Genomic DNA, 17,121 nt, shown 5'->3' with positions numbered 1-17,121 from the left:
ATTCTCCTGATGATCTCGGTGGTACGAACGGTCGGTGGCGGGCGGGGAATTCCGGGGTGGCGGAGGCCGTCCGGCACGGATCGCGGGGTCGTCCCGCACGGAGGGCGGAACCCGCCGCGCACGGACGACGGGGCAGGCCGCGGTCCCGTACGGATATCGCTCCACACCTACGAGCCTGCACCCGCGCGGGCGCTTCCGGCAGGCCGGGATCTGCCGGGGAACGGCCAGCGGGGGTGTGACAGGGCCCCCCACCTCGGGCGTGTCGGGCTGACGGCGGCGGGAGACTGGAGCCATGGCACCCGAGCAGCACGGCGGCGGCCACAGCGGCGGCGAGCAGTTGGGCCGCTTCCTGCGCGCCCGCCGTACCCAGACCAGCCCGCAGGCCGTCGGCCTGACCCCGGGGCCCGGCATCCGCCGCACCCCCGGCCTGCGCCGCGAGGAGCTGGCCACGCTCGCCGGTGTCAGCATCGACTACTACACCCGCCTGGAACGCGGCAAGGAGACCCGCCCGAGTCCCGCGGTGGTCGACGCCCTCGCCCGCGCCCTGCAACTGGACGACGCCGAGCACCAGCACCTGCGCGAACTCGCGGTGCGTGCCGCCCGCTACGCGCCGCAGCCCGTCCCGGCCCCGACCCGCGCCGTGCGCTCCCCGGTGAAGCTGCTGCTGGAGACGGTACGTCCGAACCCCGCCTACGTCCTGAGCCGCAGCATGGACCTGCTCGCCCACAACCCCGGTGGGCTCGCCCTCTACTGCGGCATGGACGACTGGCCCGCCACCCAGCGCAACCTCGCCCGCTACCTCTTCCTCCACCCGACCGCGCGCGAGCTCTTCCCCGACTGGGGCAACCAGGTCCGCGGCTGCGTGGCCCGGCTGCGCGCGCTGGCCGGCACCGACCCCGACGCGCCCGACCTCGCCCAGCTCGTCGGCGAACTCCTGCTGAAGAGCCCGGACTTCGCGGGTCTGTGGGAGCGCTACGAGGTCACCGGCCGCAAGCACCTCACCAAGACCTTTCTGCACCCCCAGGTCGGGGAGATCACGCTCGCCTTCCAGGGCATGGCGCTCGAAGGCACCCCCGGGCACCGGATGGGCGTCTACTCCGCCGACCCCGGCACCCCCGACCACGACGCGATGCAGCTGCTCGACATGACGGCGTCCCAGGCGTCCGCCGAACACGAGCCGCACCCCGGGCACGAACCGCGCTCCGGCCACGAACCGCACCCCGGCCACCAGCCCGGCTGACCGGGTGGCGGCCGGGGTGGCGGCCGGAGCGGCGGTGGCGCCGTCAGGTGCTCAGCCGAGCGCCCAGATCTGGTTGTAGCCGCCGTTGCCCACCCACTGGACGACGGGGTCGCCCGCCGTGGTCGACTGGTTGGCGACATCGGCGGCCCAGCCGGTCGCCAGGTTCACCAGCACGAACCAGGAGTCGGTGGGCGAGGTGTACGTCCCCGCGGCTTCCACCGCCCAGCGCTGGTTGCTGCCGCCGTCGCACGTCCGCTGGTCGAGTTGCGTGCCCTGGTCGGCCGAACTGCCCGGCACCTCAAGGCACTTGCCGCTGGCCGCGCTCGTCAGGGTGTAGACGTTGCCGTCCACCCTGGACATCGTCCACTTCTGGTTGGCGCCGCCGTCGGCGCCCCACTGGATCACGGCGGCGCCGTCCGCGGTGGAGCCGCCGCTGACGTCCATCAGCAGCGAACTGTTGGCGTTGGCCAGGGTCCTGGTGCCGTCGGCGGGGTTGGAGGAGCCGTTGGACCAGGTGCCGGCCGCGGGGTCCAGCGTCCAGGAGTTCTGCCAGCCGACCGACAGGGTGCTGCCGCTGATCGTCATGGGCAGCCAGACCAGCGCGGAGGACCCCAGGTCGGAGGTGTTCCAGCGGTCGCCGGCGTAGATGTACGTCGTCCCGGACGAGCCCTGGACGGGGATGATGTTCGCGGTCTGGCTGTCGTAGGTGCTGGTGCCGGCCGCGGCGAAGGGGCGCCAGCCGGACCACGGGCCGGCGAGCGAGGTGGCGGTGGCGTAGTCGTTGTCGTTGGTGCTCCAGCCGCTCAGGTGCGAGCCGAGCAGGAAGTACCGGCCGCCGACCTTGGCCATCGCGGGGGCTTCGTAGTCGGGCAGGACGGCGACCGCGGACGTCACCGAGAGGTAGTCGGCCGAGAGCTTGTCGATCCGCAGGCCGTTGGAGCGGTCCTCGCTGAGCAGGTAGGCGGTGCCGTCGGTGTCCTGGAAGAGGTTCAGGTCACGGCTCTCGAAGCCGAGCGGCCGGAAGCTGCCGCGGTACGTGTACGGCCCGCAGGGCGTGCTGCTGGTGGCCACGCCCACCTTGGCGTCACCGTAGGAGGAGGAGTCGATGTGCAGGTACATCACGTAGGTGTGGGTCGAGGCGTTGTAGATCACCTTGGGGCGCTCGACGACCCGGTTCGGGCCCAGGTCGCCGTCGGCCTGCCGGGTCAGCGCCTGGCCCTTCTTCGTCCAGTGCGCCAGGTCGGTGCTGCTGTAGCAGGGGATGTCCTGGAAGGACGCGTCGCCGGAGTTCTCGCCGGTCTTGTCCTCGCCGAAGCCGTACCAGGTCGAGCCGGACTTGACGATGCCCAGTCCGTGCAGTTGCAGCACCCCGCCGGCGCTGTCCTGCCACGTCTGGCCGGGGTTGAACTGCGCGGTCGCCGCCGCGTGGGCGGCGGTCGAGGGCAGCGCGAAGGCCAGCACCGCGGCCAGCCAGGTGACGAGGGCGGCGGTGAAGGTCGCGGCGCGGCCTCTGCGCGTCCCGCCGGTGAGGGCGTGTCGGGTTCTGGCATGTCCGGTTCTGGCATGTCGCAAGGGGAGCATGAGGGGTCCTCGGGAAGGGTCGGCGGTCCGGGGGGGACCGCGGGTGGGTGAGGGGATTCGTTCGCTGACGGAACGTCAGGGATGGCCGCGCGGCCCGGCCCGCACGGGCGGCGCCGCCGCCGGAACACGGCTCAGCCGGCGGCCCATTGCTGGTTGCCACCTCCGTTACAGGTCCACAGCTCCGCGGGCGTGCCGTTCGCGGTGCCGGCGTTGGTGACGTCCAGGCACAGGCCCGAGGCAGGGTTGCGGATCGTGCCGTCCGCGCCGAGCGTCCACTGCTGGCCGGCGGCGCCCGCGGTACAGGTCCACAGGACGACCGCGGTGCCCGGCGCGGTGCCGCCGCCGGAGGCGTCGAGGCACATGCCCTGCACGGTGAGGGTGCCGTTGCGCGCGCGGGTCCAGGTCTGGTTGACGCTGCCGTCGCAGTCCCAGATGTCGACCTTGGTGCCGGGGGTGGTGACGGCACCCGGATCGTCGAGGCAGCGGCCCGAGGCGGCGCCGACGACAGGGCCGCCGGGAAGCAGGCCGATGGTGACCGTGCCGAGGGTGCGCGCCTGGGTGGCGGGGGTCCCGGTGACCGCGGCGACGGGCCTGGCGCCGACCGGGTCGGCGACCTGCTGGACCAGGTAGGAGGAGCCGGCGACGGCCGGAACGGAGATCTGCGCGTTCCCGGTCGAGGCGACGACGACGGTCTTCTCGTCCGTGCCGTCGACCACCTGGATCTGGTGTCCCGGCCAGGGGTTGCGGACCTTGATGGCGCCGGTGGAGCCGGCGTTGATCCCCACCGTGGTGACGACGCCGCCATGGGCCTGGACGGAGACCTTGCTGCCGCCCTGGATGAAGACAGTGCCGTCGGCGTCCCAGCCGGGCGGCAGCGCGGGCGCGATGCGCACCAGGCCGTCGTAGTCCTGGACCAGCGCCTCGTCCAGCGTCGCCGCCACCACGCCCTGCTGTTCGGCGTACGGCTCGTTCCCGACGAAGGTCGCGAGCCCCGAAGGCAGCTTCTGGTACGCCTCGGTGATGCCGGTGAGGGTGCTCGCGACCTCGCTGCCCAGGCCGAGCCGGGCGGCCTGGAGCGGATCGTTGGACCAGTCGTTCGCCAGCTTCTCGGGCCGGTCGGTGTAGGTGCGCTTGGCGAGGTCGGTGAGCGGGCTCGCGTCGCCGATCAGGCCGTAGGGCCAGACCGGTTCCAGGCCGACGTTCTCGGAGTTGTGCGCGCTCGCGGCCGGGTCGTAGGAGGGGGCGATGACATCCGCGCCGGCGGCGTCGTCGGCGGGGGTGAGCAGTTGGGTCCGGGTGGCGGCGTCGGTGCGGGCGTAGGGTCGGATCTCGGGGATGGCGGCGTCGAGCCGGGTGACGAGGTCGGCGTCCTGGCCGAGCAGCCGGGCGGCCTGCGCCGTCGCGGGGAACAGCGCCTGCATCGCGGCGATGTCGGTGGTCGGGTCGTGGACGTCCCACTGCGTCTCGTGGGCGTTGGACGGATAGGTGTGCAGGTCGCCGTCGGAGCCGGTGGTCGCGTACGCCAGCAGGAAGCGGGCCGCCTGCGCCATCAGCGGGTAGTTCGCGGTGAGGAACGACCGGTCGCCGGTCATCCGGTACTGCTGCCACACCCACAGCCCGACCTCGGCACCGGTGCTGATCGTCCGGGCGTTGTAGTACGGGCCCGAGCCGGCGTCGCAGTTCAGGCCCGGGGAGGACAGCCAGGTCTCGTACTCGTAGCCCTGCCCGTTGAACCGCATCGTCTCCGGCACGCACGCGCCGGCACGGCCGCCCATGTGCGCGGTGGTCCAGGTCTGGATGGCGAGGAGGTTGTCCCGGTAGAGGCGGAAGTAGGGGTCGTTGAGCGCGAACGCCCCGGCGGACAGGTTCGCCTGGACCTGCATCCGCAGGTTCCACTGCCAGTACGCGCTCGGGTCCCACTGGTGGGAGTCCTGGTACGGGGAGAACAGGTCCGCGACGCCTGCCTGCGAGCCGGGATAGGTGTCCCGGCTCTCGGCGGCGGCGTCGTACAGGTCCAGGGTGCGCAGGTTCTCCATGTAGTCGGCGCTGCCGTCCGCCGAGGAGAACTCGGTCAGGCCCACTCCGTTCCAGAAGGTGTGCCACCACGACAGGTGTCCGGCGCTGAGGGTGGCGGCGCCGGCGGTCGCATCGCTGCCCACGAGTGCCGAGGCGGTGGCCTGGGCGTCGCCGCCGGCCCAGTGCGGCGCGGCGGCGATCACCCGGAAGGAGCCGTCCGGATGCGGTGTGAAGGAGACCTGGACCGTCCGGTCGTCGACGACGCTCGCGCTCACGCCCTGGCCGCCGGCGGTGATGCCGCCGAGCGAGCCGAAGGTGGCGCCGCCCGACCCGGGCCGGCCGGTGTCCTTCCAGGTCTCGGCGAGCGTGCCGATCCCACCGCCCGCCTGCGCCTGGGGCGAACGCCCCGACCACAGGCCCAGCCGCGCGGTCTGGGCGACCGCGGGATCTGCGCCGGTCACCTCGACGACGAGCTCGTCCTTGTCCGCGCGGGTGTAGACGGTGGCGGTCATGCCGCCGCCGGACTCGACCAGGGTGCCGTCGTACAGGTCGAGGTGGGCGGAGAAGTCGGCGGCGTCGGTCAGCCCGGACAGGCCCGGGATGGTCACCCAGCCCGGGGACTTGCGGTCGGGGAGGGTGTCGGAGCGGTTGAGCTGCGCGGTGAAGCCGCCCGCCGCCCAGACCGCCGCGCCCATCGTGCCGTTGCCGAGCGGCATCGCCTGCGCGGGGGTGGTGTCGGGACGCCCGAGGACCACATCGGACCGGCGCACCACGTCGGGCGTGTCCACCGTGAACCGCCCGGCCTGCCAGGCGGTGGTACCGGAGGCGGTGGTACCGGAGGCGGCGTGGGCGGTGGACCGGCCGGGGGCGATCGCGGCGGGTCCGAAGGCGCCCAGCAGGGCCAGGACGAGGCCGAACGCGGTGCCGAGAACGATCGTGCGAGGGGTCATGACATGGCTCTCCAATGCCGAGTCCTGGTGGTGCCGCCGGCGACGGAAGCGCTCCGCGCGGAGCACCTGGCGACGCGCGAGACGTCCGAGGCGCACAGGGCGCACAGGGCGTACGAGGCGCACGCGGGCAGGCGAGGGCGGCACCCCGTTCGTCTTCAAACAAGATCGATCACAACAAGCCGTGACCGAACACGGGCTGTGAGTGCGCCATTGGTAGCGCCGAGACGTCGTAGCAGTCAAGGGTTGTCGCAGAGTGCGGGCGAAGTTTGCGTAAACACTTGACGCGCGTCCGCAGAGGCAGTTCCCTGAGCCCGCCACGTTCGATTGTGAGTGTTTTCGGTTGACTGCGTTGGTTCTCTGGTCAACCTTCCGACCCGCGGGAGTAGCGATGGACCAGCCGGCAATGCCAGGAAGCGGCGGGCTGAGCCGCCGCGGCGCGATCAGACTGCTGGGCGGCGGTGCCGCGGCGGTCATGAGCGCCCAGATCGCCGGGGCCCTGCTGTGGCCGTCCCGGGCGGTGGCGGCGACGGGCACCGTGGGCGCGCCGGTGACGCTGACGAACATCGGCAGCGGCTGCCTGCTCGACGTCTACGGCGGATCGACGGCGGACGGCGCGCAGGTCATCCAGTGGACGGCCAGTGGCGCGGCCAACCAGCAGTGGACCCTGCTCGACCAGGGCGACGGATGGACCGCCCTCAGCCCGATGCACTCGGGCACCAGGCTCGACGTCAGCGGCGGATCGACGGACGACGGCGCGCAGGTCATCCAGTGGCACGCCACCGGAGGCCCCAACCAGGAATGGCGGCTGGACGACGCGGGCCAGGGGCGGTTCAAGATCGTCAGCAGGCCCAGCGGAAAGCTGCTGACCGTCACGGGCGACGCCACCGCCCCCGGGGCCACGGTCGAGATCCGCCCGGACGCCGACGACCCCGGCCAGTGGTGGACCGTCGCCACGGCCCCGTACCGGCTCGACGCCACGACCACCGAAGCGCGCACCGACGACCCGCTGGCCGGCGCCGGCGGTGTCGCCGCCGGTGTCAGCTACGGCGTGACGCGCAACGGCTGGTCCAGGAACGCGGCCGCCTGGTATCCCGTCAGCGGCGAACTCCACTACGTCCGCTGCTCCGACCAGCGCTGGGAACGCGAGCTGGGCAAGCTGCGTGCCGCCGGCCTCGGCATCGTGTCGACCTACGTGTTCTGGAACCACCACGAGCAGCCGGAAGGAACCTGGGACTGGACCGGACGCAGGAACCTGCGCGCCTTCCTCACCGCCGCCCAGCGCCAGGGCCTGCTGGTCTGGCTGCGCGTCGGCCCCTACATCAACGCCGAGACCACCAACGGCGGCATCCCCGACTTCGCCCTGCCCGGTGCGCGCAGCGACGACCCCGGCTACCTGGCCAAGGTGGACGCGTACTTCGCCCAGCTCGCCGCGCAGGCCGACGGACTGTTCGCGAAGGACGGCGGCCCGATCGTCGGCATCCAGCTGGAGAACGAGTACGCCTCCGGCGACCCCGCCCACATCACCACGCTGCGCACGATGTGCGCCGACCACGGCATGGTGGTCCCCTACTACACGGTCACCGCCAACTCGGTGTTCGCGCCGGACACCGCGATCCCGCTGCAGGGTTCGTACTGCTACCGCGGCTGGGAGACCGGCGCCGGCACCGAGGCGGTCTCCGGCTTCGTCTACGGCACCGACGAGTGGACCGCCGACACCGACCTCGGCGGCGCCACCTACGACACGCTCGCCTACCCGCGCGGCTTCTGCGAGTTGGGCACCGGCAGCCCGATGCGCGGCACCGACCGCTTCCTGGTCGAGCCCGACCACGTCGTGGGACAGGCGTACGACAGCGTCGGCCGCGGGGCCAACTACCTCGGCTACTACATGTTCCACGGCGGCACCCAGGTCGCGGGCCTGTCCGGGACCTGGCCGCTCACCTACGACTTCCAGGCGCCGCTGGGCGAGTTCGGCCGGACCAGGGAGTCCTACCGCCGCTACCGGCGGCTGCACACGTTCGTCACCACCTGCGCCACCGAACTGGTGCGCACCAGGATCAGCCGGGACCCCGGACAGCTCCTCGACCCCACGCAGACCCGGCGGCTGCGCTACATCGGCCGGTTCGACACCGACGGCCGCGGCTTCGTCTTCGTCAACAACACCCAGCGCAACGTCACCATGCCCAGCCGCGGCGACGTCCAGCTCCAGATCCACACCGCGGGCGGCACCGTCACCCTCCCCGCCGCGCCGCTGACCATGCCACCGGACCGCAGCACCTTCTTCCCCGTCATGACCGACCTCGGCGGTGTCGACCTGCGCTGGGCCACCGTCGAACCCCTGGCCAAGCTCGCCGGCGACGACCTCCCCACCTGGGTCTACTGGGCCCCCGACTGGACCGACCGCACCCTCGCCTTCGACCGGTCCGTCGCCCTCACCGACGAGTCGGGCACCACGACGCGGCAGACCACCGGCACCGAACTCGTCGTCACCGTCCCGGCCGACCGGCGCACCTCGCTGCTGGTGCGGGCATCCGCGACCGCGGCTCCCTGCGCCCGGATCGTGGTGCTGACCGAGGCCGAGTCGCTCGACGCGACGGTCGCGCCGCTGAACGGCCGCGACCGGCTGATCATCACCGCCGCGGGCCAGGTGACCGGCGTGCAGCCGACCGTGCGCTTCGCCGCTGCCGCGGATTCGACGATCAGTGCCGACGTCTTCCCGGCCGGCGGGCTGGCGCCGGCCGCCGGCTGGGAGAGCGCCGGCGGCCAGGCCACGCCGTTCGCCCGCTTCACCTACCGGCTCGCCGCGGCGCCGCCCGCGCCGCGGATCACCGCCACGGGCACCGGCCGGTGGCGGATCAGCGCCGACCCCTCGACGTTCGCCGGCCTGGCGGAAGCCCGCCTGGAACTCGACTACCGGGGCGGCGACGCCACCCTCCTGTCCGGAGGGACGGCGATCGCCGACGACCTCTACCACGGTGAGACGTGGTCCCTCGACCTGATGGACCTCGACGGCAGCGCCCTCGCCGACCTCACGCTCCAGGTCACCGCCTGGGACGGCACGATCGAAGGCGTCACCCCGCCCGCGGGCTCGACGCCCGCCCTCGCCGGCTCGACCTGGACGCCGCTGCGCGAAACCGGGTGGAGTGCGGCCGCGGACCACGCAGGCTGACGTGCGGCCGCCGTCGAGGGCGCGCGTCGGGTGACCCGTCCGGGCACGTCCGGGCGCGCTTCGGGTGCCCCGTCCGGGCACGCTTCGGGTCGCTCCTCGGGGCGTCCTCGACGCGCGCCCCGACGGGCGCCTCTCCACGGGCCTACTTGTGCCAGAAGAGGTGGTGCGTCACCCCGCTCGGGCTGGGGACGACGTCCAGGTGGAAGCGGTCGCGGAGTTCGTCGGGCGACTCCCAGAGGCGCAGCCCGGACCCGTACTTCACCGGCGAGACGGCGACGTGCAGGGTGTCGACGAGGTCGGCGTCGAGGAACTCCCGGATGGTGGTCACCCCGCCGCCGAGCCGGACGTCCCTGTCCCCCGCCGCCTCGCGGGCCCGCGCGAGGACCGTGGCCGGGTCGCCGTCGACGAAGTGGAACGTGGTGTCGGAGAGGGTGAACGAGGGACGCTCGTGGTGGGTCATGACGAACACCGGTGTGTGGAACGGGGGTTCGTCGCCCCACCAGCCCTGCCACTCGTGGTCCTGCCAGGGCCCGCGCTGGGGCCCGAACTTGTTGCGGCCCATGATCTCGGCGCCGATGTTGTGGCTGAAGTCCCTGGTGAGGTAGTCGTCCAGGCCGCGGCTGCCCGCGGAGTCGGTGCGCAACGGCCAGCTCGCCGTGGCGCCGGCCCAGGAGAACATCTTCCCGGGATCGACATGGCCGAACGGCCGCTCCAGGGTCTGGTCCTCCCCGGCGGCGACCCCGTCGGCGGAGACGGTGAAGTTCTGCACGCGAAGCAACTGGGCCATGGTTTTCCTCCTGCTGGTGTCGGTCTCGGTGATGAGACTCCTCCGGCCGGGAAAACTCATCGCCGCATCCGTGACCGATCGGGGCACGCCGTCACGTACCGGCCACCCACCCCGTCAGTAGAGGGCTACGCCGTCAGTAGAGGGCGGCGAAGAGGTCCTTGACGTTGCCGGCCAGGGTGGGGGCGTTGGCGGCGCCGTTGGACTGGGTGCCGGCGAGCGCGACGGGGGTGGTGCCGGTGCAGGTGATCGTGAGGTTGGAGAAGGTGTTGCCGGACAGCAGCCAGCGGGTGCCGGCGAGGTCGGTGGCGGAGACGTCGCTGTACCAGAGGGTGTTGCCGGTGAAGGTGGGCGGCAGCACGCCGCTGACGACGACGCCGCTGCCGGGGTCCTGGCTGGTGCCGCCGATCGGGAAGGCGGTGCCGGCGTTCCACAGTTCCCCGGCACCGCCGTTGGAGTGGTTGAAGGTGTTGCCGGTCAGGCTGCCGTGCGCCCAGTTGTCGGAGGTCAGGGCGCCGTAGGGGCTGGTCCGGGCGAAGGAGTAGTAGGCGCCGTAGCAGCCGACGACGCTGTTGCCGTGGATGGTCCAGTTGCCGGAGGAGTTCCAGATGGCCAGCCGGCAGTAGGCGAAGCTGTTCGCGGTCAGCTGGGAGTACTCGCTGCGGTCGGCCGCGGACACGCCGAAGTAGCAGTTGAGGAAGGCGTTGCCGGTGAGCTTGACCCGGTAGGCGAAGTAGTCGTCGGCGCTCGACCCGTTGACGGTGACGCCGGCGCCGCGCCAGTTGGTGAAGTCGCAGTCGGTGATGCGTACGTCGGTGCTGCGGGTCAGCGCGACGGCGACGTGGTGGAAGGACGGCGCGGTGTCGAGGGGGTTGCCGGCGCGGCCGAGGAAGCGCACGCCGGTGACGGTGATCGTGCTCCTGCCGGTGGCGGTGAGCGCACCGGTGGTGTCGTCGGCGACCGTGACCGTGGCGCCGTTGCCCTGGATGTGGCATCCGTCGGGGAGCGCGACGGCGGCGGCGAGGGTGTAGGTCGCGCCGGGCAGGAGCTGGACCTGCGGGGTCGCGGCGAGGACCGCCGCCCAGTCGTCGCCGGGTTGCAGTACGGGAAGCGCCCCGGTCGGCGTGGCGGGGGTGGTGGCCGTGGCGAGGGTGGTGGCTCTGGCGGGGGTGGTGGCCAGCGTGGTGGTCAGTGCCGCGCCCGCGGCCAGGCCGAGCCCGGTCAGGGCCCGCCGGCGGGACGGGGCGCTTGCGTCGGAACGGCTCATGGGGGGCTCCCTCGGGACGGCGCGCCGGGCGAAAGGCGAGGCGGGGGCGGCGGCGTCGGGGACACCTTCCACCCACCGGATGGGACAACCGACATCTGATGTCTTATGTGTACGGTGACCCTAGGGGCGCCCGCGTCGGACCGTCAACCCCCTGCGGTACCCCGCGACATGCGGGTCCCGGCCGCCCAAGTCACCTTCCGCGCAGGGATGTTCCGCCGTCCCGCTCGCCCCTCGGACGCGCGACCGCCCCGCTCGGGCGGACCCGGCGGGGCGGACGGTGACGCGCGGCGGCGCCCGGCGCTTCACGTGCGGGGATGCTCCTGCTCGGCCCGCGGAAGCGGCGCTACTCGCGGATCGCCTCCGGCGCGACGCCGGTGGTCTCCTCCTGGGCGACGTGCGCGGAGTCCGCGGACGCCTGCCGCGTCGCCGCGGAGTTCGCCGGAGCGCCGCAGAACACCGGGTCCAGGGCGGCCCGTTCTGCGGCGAAGACCGTCGAGTTGTTGGACGCGTTCGCCGAGATGGTGACCTGCCGCGCACCGTCGACCGTGGTGTAGGAGTAGGTCTGGTAGCCCTGCACGATGCCGTCGTGGCCGTACACCTGGGTGCCGCAGGACAGCGTGTACTCGCGCATGCCGAGGCCGTACGAGGAGGTCCCGGCGGCGTTCTCCGGGTGCATGGTCTCCATCTGTGCGAGCTGCGCCGCGGGCAGCAGGGTGCCGCCGGTCAGCGCCCGCCAGTACTTGTTGAGGTCCGCGGTGTCGGAGATGGCGGCGCCGGCGGTCCCGATCCACGACGCGGTCTGCTCGGTCGCGTCGAAGAGCGGCTTGGAGCGGTCGTCCTGGGTGAGGTAGCCGGTGGCGTGCGGGCCGCCGAGGCCCGTTTCGGGCACGACGTACCGCGTGCCGGTCATGCCGGCCGGCTTCAGCACCCGCTGCTGGAGGTTCTCGGCGAAGGGCTTGCCGGTGACGTGCTCGATCAGCAGGCCGAGCACCACGAAGTTGGTGTTGGAATACTGGTACTGGGTGCCGGGGGTGAACTGCGACCCGTGGGTGAGCGCGTCCGCGACCTGGTCGGCCGGGTCGAAGGTCTCGTCGCGGAACTGCTGGAAGCCGGTGACGGTGTCGCCCACGAGAATGCCCGGCAGGTCGTTGGTGTAGTCATACAACCCGCTGGTGTGGTCGAGCAGTTCGCGCACCGTGATCGGCGAGTCGGCCGGCAGCACCCCGCTGGGCAGGTATCCGGCGGCGGGGGCGTCGAGGTCGACCTGGTGCGCGGCGACGAGTTGCAGGGTGAGCACGGCGTCGAAGTTCTTGGTGATGCTGCCGATACGGAACTCCCCCGCGGGGTCGACCGGCGTCTGGGCGGTGAGGTCGCCGGTCCCGGCACTGGCCGTGCCACCGGCTCCCCCGCGGTCGCTCACGAGCGCGAACGCGCCGGGCGCGCCGGCGGTGACGACGTTCTGCAACGCCTGTTGCAGGCCCGCGTAGTCGGGCGCGGGCAGGGCGGTCGCCGGAGCGGCGCCCGCCGAGCCCGACGCGAACACGGTCGAGGCGAGGGCCACCGCGGCGGCCGCCACGACGAGGGAGCGGCGCTTGGCACCGCTGGAACGAGAAGGCACGACGGGACTCCGCTTGCGTTGTCGGTACGGGTGTGTCGGCTGTGGCGAGTGGGGATGATCTTCACTCTGCCAGACGACACACGCGTAGCCGTGGTTGCAACGAGCCGCAGATCCGCCGCGGGCCGCGCCTTCCACCGAACGGCAGACCCGCCGCGGGCCGGGGAGTTTCCGGTCCCTGCCGGGTCCCTCGTACCGGTCCGTCGTACCGGTCCCTGCCCGGTCCGTCGTACCGGTCCCTGCCCGGTTCCTCGTACCGGTGTACCGGTCCCTGTTCGCTCCCCGGCCCGCGCCTCACGCCTCGCTGAGGAGCGGGTCGTAGGCGGTGGAGCGGGCCCGGCCCGCCATGAAGGAGAGGAAGTCCTGCACGAACGCGCTGCGGGAGTACCGGACTTCACCGTCCGTCATGGTGCGGCGGAATCCGGTACGGAACAGCGCCCGGTACTCCTCCGCGTCGATGACCTGGTTGCCGTCCGCGTCGGTGACGTCGAAGAGCACCTCGGCGACCCGGATCAGCGCGGGCCCGGCGAGGGACGGCACCGCGGCGGCGTACTCCTCCGCGCTGATCCGGCCGTCGCCGTCGATGTCGAGGTCGGACTGGAGTTCCTTCCACCAGGCGGCGAAGGCGTTGTAGAGCCGGGTCTCCTCCGGCTCGTCCAGATCGAGCCGGGAGGACAACTCCCGTGCCATCGCGGCGAGATCGGGCCAGTCCAGATAGCCGTCACCGGTCTGGTCCAGCACCTCGGTGAAGAACTCGGCGGCGCTCCTGGTCCCGGCCTCCGCCCGTACGGGACCGCGCTCCCGGTCCCGGTCCTGCTCGCTTCCCCGTGCGGGACCGAGGTCCTCGTCGTGCTCGTGGCCGCGCGGCCCGGGCAGCGGCACGACCAGCCGGAACAGCGCTCCGGCCCGCTTCACCTGGTCGCGCAGCGCGTTGAGCGTCGCCGCCTGGGGGTCGTCGCTGTCCGGGGTGAGGTAGAGGAGGTTGGTGACGCTCTCGGTCCGCACCCAGCCCTCGGGCAGGAAACGGGCCAGGCCGGCCGCCATGTACGCGCCCTGCATCAGCGTCTGGGCGCCCGGCGTCTCGGGCAGCCCGGCCCGGCGGCGGAACGGCTCCGGCAGGGACGCCACGGTGATCGTGCCGATCACCGGCCCGGCGAGCGCGCGGCCCGCGGCCCACACGGTGGGCAGGCCGTCCAGCAGAGGCGGCGCCGGGAGGTGGTCGAAGAGCTTGTAGAGGATGACGCGCACCGCGTCCGTGTTCTCCAGTTCCTCCTCGACCACGCGGTCGTAGTACTTCCAGAACTCCGGCAGGGTGGGCGGCAGATGGCCGCCCTTGTCCCCCAACGCGGCCAGGTACGCGAGGAATTCGGCGTACAGCCGGGCCATCGTGGCCTGGTCGAGCGGCTGTCCGCTCAGCCGGCACATGGTGACCGAGCTCTCGAAGAGCGTGGCGACCACCCAGGCGCGGACCTCCGGGTCCATGGCGTCGTAGGCGCGGTTCTGGGCGTCGGTGCCGGACAGCCTGGCGTGCAGGCGGTTGAGGCGCGCGGCCTCCCGCTGCCGGATGTGCTCGTCGGGGCCGAACATCCGCTGCAGGCTGACGAGGGTGTTGCGCAGCCGCCGCCACGGATGGGCGACGAACGTCGAGTTGTCGATCAGGGCGGCACCCACCTGCGGGTGGGCGGCCTCCAGCACGGTGGCCCGCACCACGGCCAGCGCCCAGCGCGGGTCGTCGAAGAACCGGTGGAACTGCGAGTCGGGGCCGAACAGAGAGTCGTCCGAAGGGACTTCGGGGCCGGGCGCCGAAGGGGCGCCGCCCGGACCGGTGTTCGTCGGGCCGCCGCTCCTGGGGCCGGTGCGCCTCGCGCCGCTGCTGCTGCCAACGTCCGTCACAGGTGGGTCTCTCCGTTCGGGTGCGGGGTCACGCCGCCGAAGCGGCGATCGCGGTGCTGGTAGGCGCGTACGCACTCCAGGAAGTGCGGCGCGCGGAAGTCGGGCCAGAGCACCGGCGGGAAGATCCACTCGGCGTAGGCGACCTGCCAGAGCATGAAGTTGGAGATGCGCTGCTCGCCGGACGTACGGATCACGAGGTCCACGTCCGGGGTGTCGGGAAACGGCAGATGGGCGGCGAAGTGCCGCTCGTCGACGTCCTCGGCCGGGGTCTCGCTGCGGATGAGGGAACGCGCCGCCTCGACGATGTCCCGGCGGCCGCCGTGGTCGAACGCCACGGTGAGCGTCATGCCCCGGTTCGGCGCGGTCAGCGTCATCAGGTCGGCGAAGTCGCGGGCCAGCGGCGCCGGAATCCTCGGGTCCGTGACGCCCAGGAACCGGCAGCGGATGCCGCGCGCGTGCAGGAGCGCGGCGTGCTTGCGCACGACGCGGCGCACCAGCCGCATGAGGAAGTCGACCTCGGTGCTCGGGCGGCGCCAGTTCTCCGTGGAGAACGCGTACAGGCTCAGCCACTTCACCCCGGCCGACCGCGCCGCCTCGATGACCTCGATCACCGGTGTCTCGGCCGCCCGGTGGCCCGACGTCCTTGGCAGGGACCGCTGTTCGGCCCATCGGCCGTTGCCGTCCATCACGCAGGCGACGTGCCGCGGTACGGCCCTGGGCCGCCCCTCGTCGGGCGGAGGGGGAGAGTGGGGCGGGCGGGACGGATGCGGACGGGCCTGCGCCGGGACCGCGGAAGCGGCCGAGTCCGCAGGCGGCGCGGCGACCGGGGCTGAGGCCGGGTCCGGGGCCGGAACCGGGTCCCGGGCCGGAGTTGGGGCCGAACCCGGTGCCGGAACTGGGGCCGGAATCGGTGCCGCACCGTCTCGTTCGTCGACCGTCACATGTGCCCCCCGCTGTCCGCGCACCCTCCCCCCGCCGCGGACCGGCCCGGCAGGGCCCGACCGCGATCGGTCCGGCACTCAGCAGAGTGCCCACCCCGGGGCGCGGGCGCAGGAAGATCGGCGGGGATTCACCCGTAGCACGCCAGCCCGATTATGCGGCGCCCGCTCCGCCGCTCAGCGAGTGGCCGCAGCTCCGGCTCGACGTCACCGACCGCGGCGCCGTCACCGCCGCCGGGCAGGCCGCCGGGACCTTCGGCCACCTCGACGTCGTCGTCAACAACGCCGGCTACGGCCTCTTCGGCATGGTCGAGGAGACCACCGAGGAGCAGGCCCGCGCCCAACTCGACACCGACCTGCTCGGTCCGCTGCGGGTGACGCAGGCCGCGCTGCCGTTCCTGCGCGCCCGGCGCGGCGGGCACCTCATCCAGGTGTCCAGCATCGGCGGCGTCGCCGCCTTCCCCGCCCTCGGCCTGTACAACGCCTCCAAGTGGGCGCTCGAAGGCATGAGCGTGGCCCTCGCTCAGGAGGTCCGCCTGTTCGGCATCCACGTCACGATCGTCGAACCCGGCCCCTACGGCACCGACTGGTCCGGCGCGTCCGCGGTGCACACCGAACCCATCGCCGCCTACGAGCCGGTCCGCGAGGCGAGGCGAGGCGCGCCGCGCCGGCGCCACCGCCCGAGCGCCACAGGACCCGGGGGCCACCGCCGACGTCATCCTCGAACTCGTCGACACCGGCGAACCGCCACTCCGGCTCTCCCTCGGCACCTACCCCCATCCCGTCGTCGAAGCGGCTTACCGGCGCGGCTCGACACCTGGAACGCCTGGCGCCCGCCGGCCGCCAAGGCATGACCGACACGGCGTGACCGATACGGCGTGACCGATACGGCTGTGACGTGGCTGCGTGCACTCCCCCGGTCCCGGGCGCGCGGGCGGCGCGGTCTTGCGTGGCTACCGACCGTATGCGCCTAATGTGGGCAACGTGATCAAAGCCGTCGCCCTCGACATCGGCGAAACCCTCGTGTCCGACAGCCGTTTCTGGGCCGGGTGGGCCGACTGGCTCGGCGTGCCCCGGCACACCGTCTCCGCGCTGGTGGGAGCGGTGGTCTCACGCGGCGACGACAACGCGGACGCCATAAGGCTGTTGCGCCCCGGCCTGGACATGGACGCCGCCTACGCGGCCCGCGAAGCCGCCGGGCGGGGCGAGCACCTCGACGAGACGGACCTCTACCCGGACGTACGGCCCTCGCTCGCCGCGCTGCGGCAGGCCGGCGTCCGGGTGGTGGTGGCGGGCAACCAGACCGCCAGGGCGGGGCAGTTGCTCCGCGACCTCGACCTGCCGGCGGACGGCGTCGCGACGTCGGGCGAGTGGGGCGTGGCCAAGCCCGACCCGGCGTTCTTCGTCCGCCTGCTGGAAACCACCCGCACACCGGCCGCCGAGACCCTCTACGTCGGCGACCACCCGGCCAACGACATCCACCCGGCCAAGGAAGCGGGCCTGCGCACCGCGCACTTGAGGCGCGGCCCGTGGGGACACCTGTGGGCGGACGACCCGCGGGTGGTCGCGGCGGCGGACTTCCGGGTCGACTCGCTGACCGAACTCGCCGGCCTGCTCCAGGACTGAGCCGCCCTCCCGCTCATCCCCGGCCGGCTCCCTTTCCCTTCACCG

10 protein-coding genes and 1 pseudogene are annotated in these 17,121 nt (G+C 72.8%); 4 read left to right on the top strand and 7 right to left on the bottom strand.

The window, feature by feature from the left end:
- The first annotated feature begins 292 nt into the window (after window positions 1-292).
- Window positions 293-1,240, top strand: coding sequence for a helix-turn-helix transcriptional regulator (locus tag ACIPAE_RS16160; protein WP_402445627.1), 948 nt, complete (start codon window positions 293-295; stop codon window positions 1,238-1,240).
- A gap of 51 nt (window positions 1,241-1,291) precedes the next feature.
- On the opposite strand, the gene ACIPAE_RS16155 is transcribed toward ACIPAE_RS16160, so the two are convergent.
- Together ACIPAE_RS16155 and ACIPAE_RS16150 are read right to left on the bottom strand one after the other, a co-directional pair.
- Window positions 1,292-2,821 carry an RICIN domain-containing protein gene (locus ACIPAE_RS16155; protein ID WP_402445625.1) on the bottom strand — a complete coding sequence of 510 codons (1,530 nt, stop codon included), beginning with the start codon at window positions 2,819-2,821 and terminating at the stop codon, window positions 1,292-1,294.
- 131 nt (window positions 2,822-2,952) lie between these two features.
- Complete coding sequence (locus tag ACIPAE_RS16150; protein ID WP_402445623.1) at window positions 2,953-5,787, bottom strand: RICIN domain-containing protein; 2,835 nt, start codon at window positions 5,785-5,787, stop codon at window positions 2,953-2,955.
- A 388-nt stretch (window positions 5,788-6,175) separates the two neighbouring features.
- Between ACIPAE_RS16150 and ACIPAE_RS16145 the strand changes: the two genes are divergently transcribed.
- Window positions 6,176-8,953: a beta-galactosidase gene (locus tag ACIPAE_RS16145; RefSeq protein WP_402445621.1), complete on the top strand. Its 2,778-nt coding sequence runs from the start codon at window positions 6,176-6,178 to the stop codon at window positions 8,951-8,953.
- A gap of 142 nt (window positions 8,954-9,095) precedes the next feature.
- On the opposite strand, the gene ACIPAE_RS16140 is transcribed toward ACIPAE_RS16145, so the two are convergent.
- The 5 genes and pseudogenes from ACIPAE_RS16140 to uppS form a co-directional block, all read right to left on the bottom strand.
- Entirely contained in the window at window positions 9,096-9,740 is a 645-nt protein-coding gene (locus ACIPAE_RS16140) for a dihydrofolate reductase family protein (RefSeq protein ID WP_402445619.1), read from the bottom strand.
- Window positions 9,741-9,873: 133 nt separating this feature from the next.
- On the bottom strand, window positions 9,874-11,004 hold the full coding sequence (locus ACIPAE_RS16135) for a right-handed parallel beta-helix repeat-containing protein (RefSeq protein ID WP_402445616.1): 1,131 nt from the start codon (window positions 11,002-11,004) through the stop codon (window positions 9,874-9,876).
- A 343-nt stretch (window positions 11,005-11,347) separates the two neighbouring features.
- On the bottom strand, window positions 11,348-12,622 hold the full coding sequence (locus tag ACIPAE_RS16130) for a serine hydrolase domain-containing protein (RefSeq protein ID WP_366412218.1): 1,275 nt from the start codon (window positions 12,620-12,622) through the stop codon (window positions 11,348-11,350).
- A 291-nt stretch (window positions 12,623-12,913) separates the two neighbouring features.
- Window positions 12,914-14,389 carry an oxygenase MpaB family protein gene (locus ACIPAE_RS16125; RefSeq protein ID WP_366412244.1) on the bottom strand — a complete coding sequence of 492 codons (1,476 nt, stop codon included), beginning with the start codon at window positions 14,387-14,389 and terminating at the stop codon, window positions 12,914-12,916.
- Between the two features lie 119 nt (window positions 14,390-14,508).
- Window positions 14,509-15,225, bottom strand: a pseudogene (gene uppS / locus ACIPAE_RS16120) (polyprenyl diphosphate synthase); the annotation flags it as partial.
- 314 nt (window positions 15,226-15,539) lie between these two features.
- Between uppS and ACIPAE_RS16115 the strand changes: the two are divergent.
- Together ACIPAE_RS16115 and ACIPAE_RS16110 are read left to right on the top strand one after the other, a co-directional pair.
- Window positions 15,540-16,304 (top strand): SDR family NAD(P)-dependent oxidoreductase, encoded by a 765-nt coding sequence (locus ACIPAE_RS16115; protein ID WP_402445614.1) that lies wholly within the window; start codon window positions 15,540-15,542, stop codon window positions 16,302-16,304.
- A 130-nt stretch (window positions 16,305-16,434) separates the two neighbouring features.
- Window positions 16,435-17,076 (top strand): HAD family hydrolase, encoded by a 642-nt coding sequence (locus tag ACIPAE_RS16110; protein WP_328461845.1) that lies wholly within the window; start codon window positions 16,435-16,437, stop codon window positions 17,074-17,076.
- Window positions 17,077-17,121 lie beyond the last annotated feature (45 nt).

Source organism: Streptomyces sp. NPDC087270 (assembly GCF_044744625.1).
Lineage (GTDB): Bacteria > Actinomycetota > Actinomycetes > Streptomycetales > Streptomycetaceae > Actinacidiphila.
Note: the sequence above shows the minus strand (reverse complement) of the source record. Positions and strands in the feature narration are given on the sequence as shown.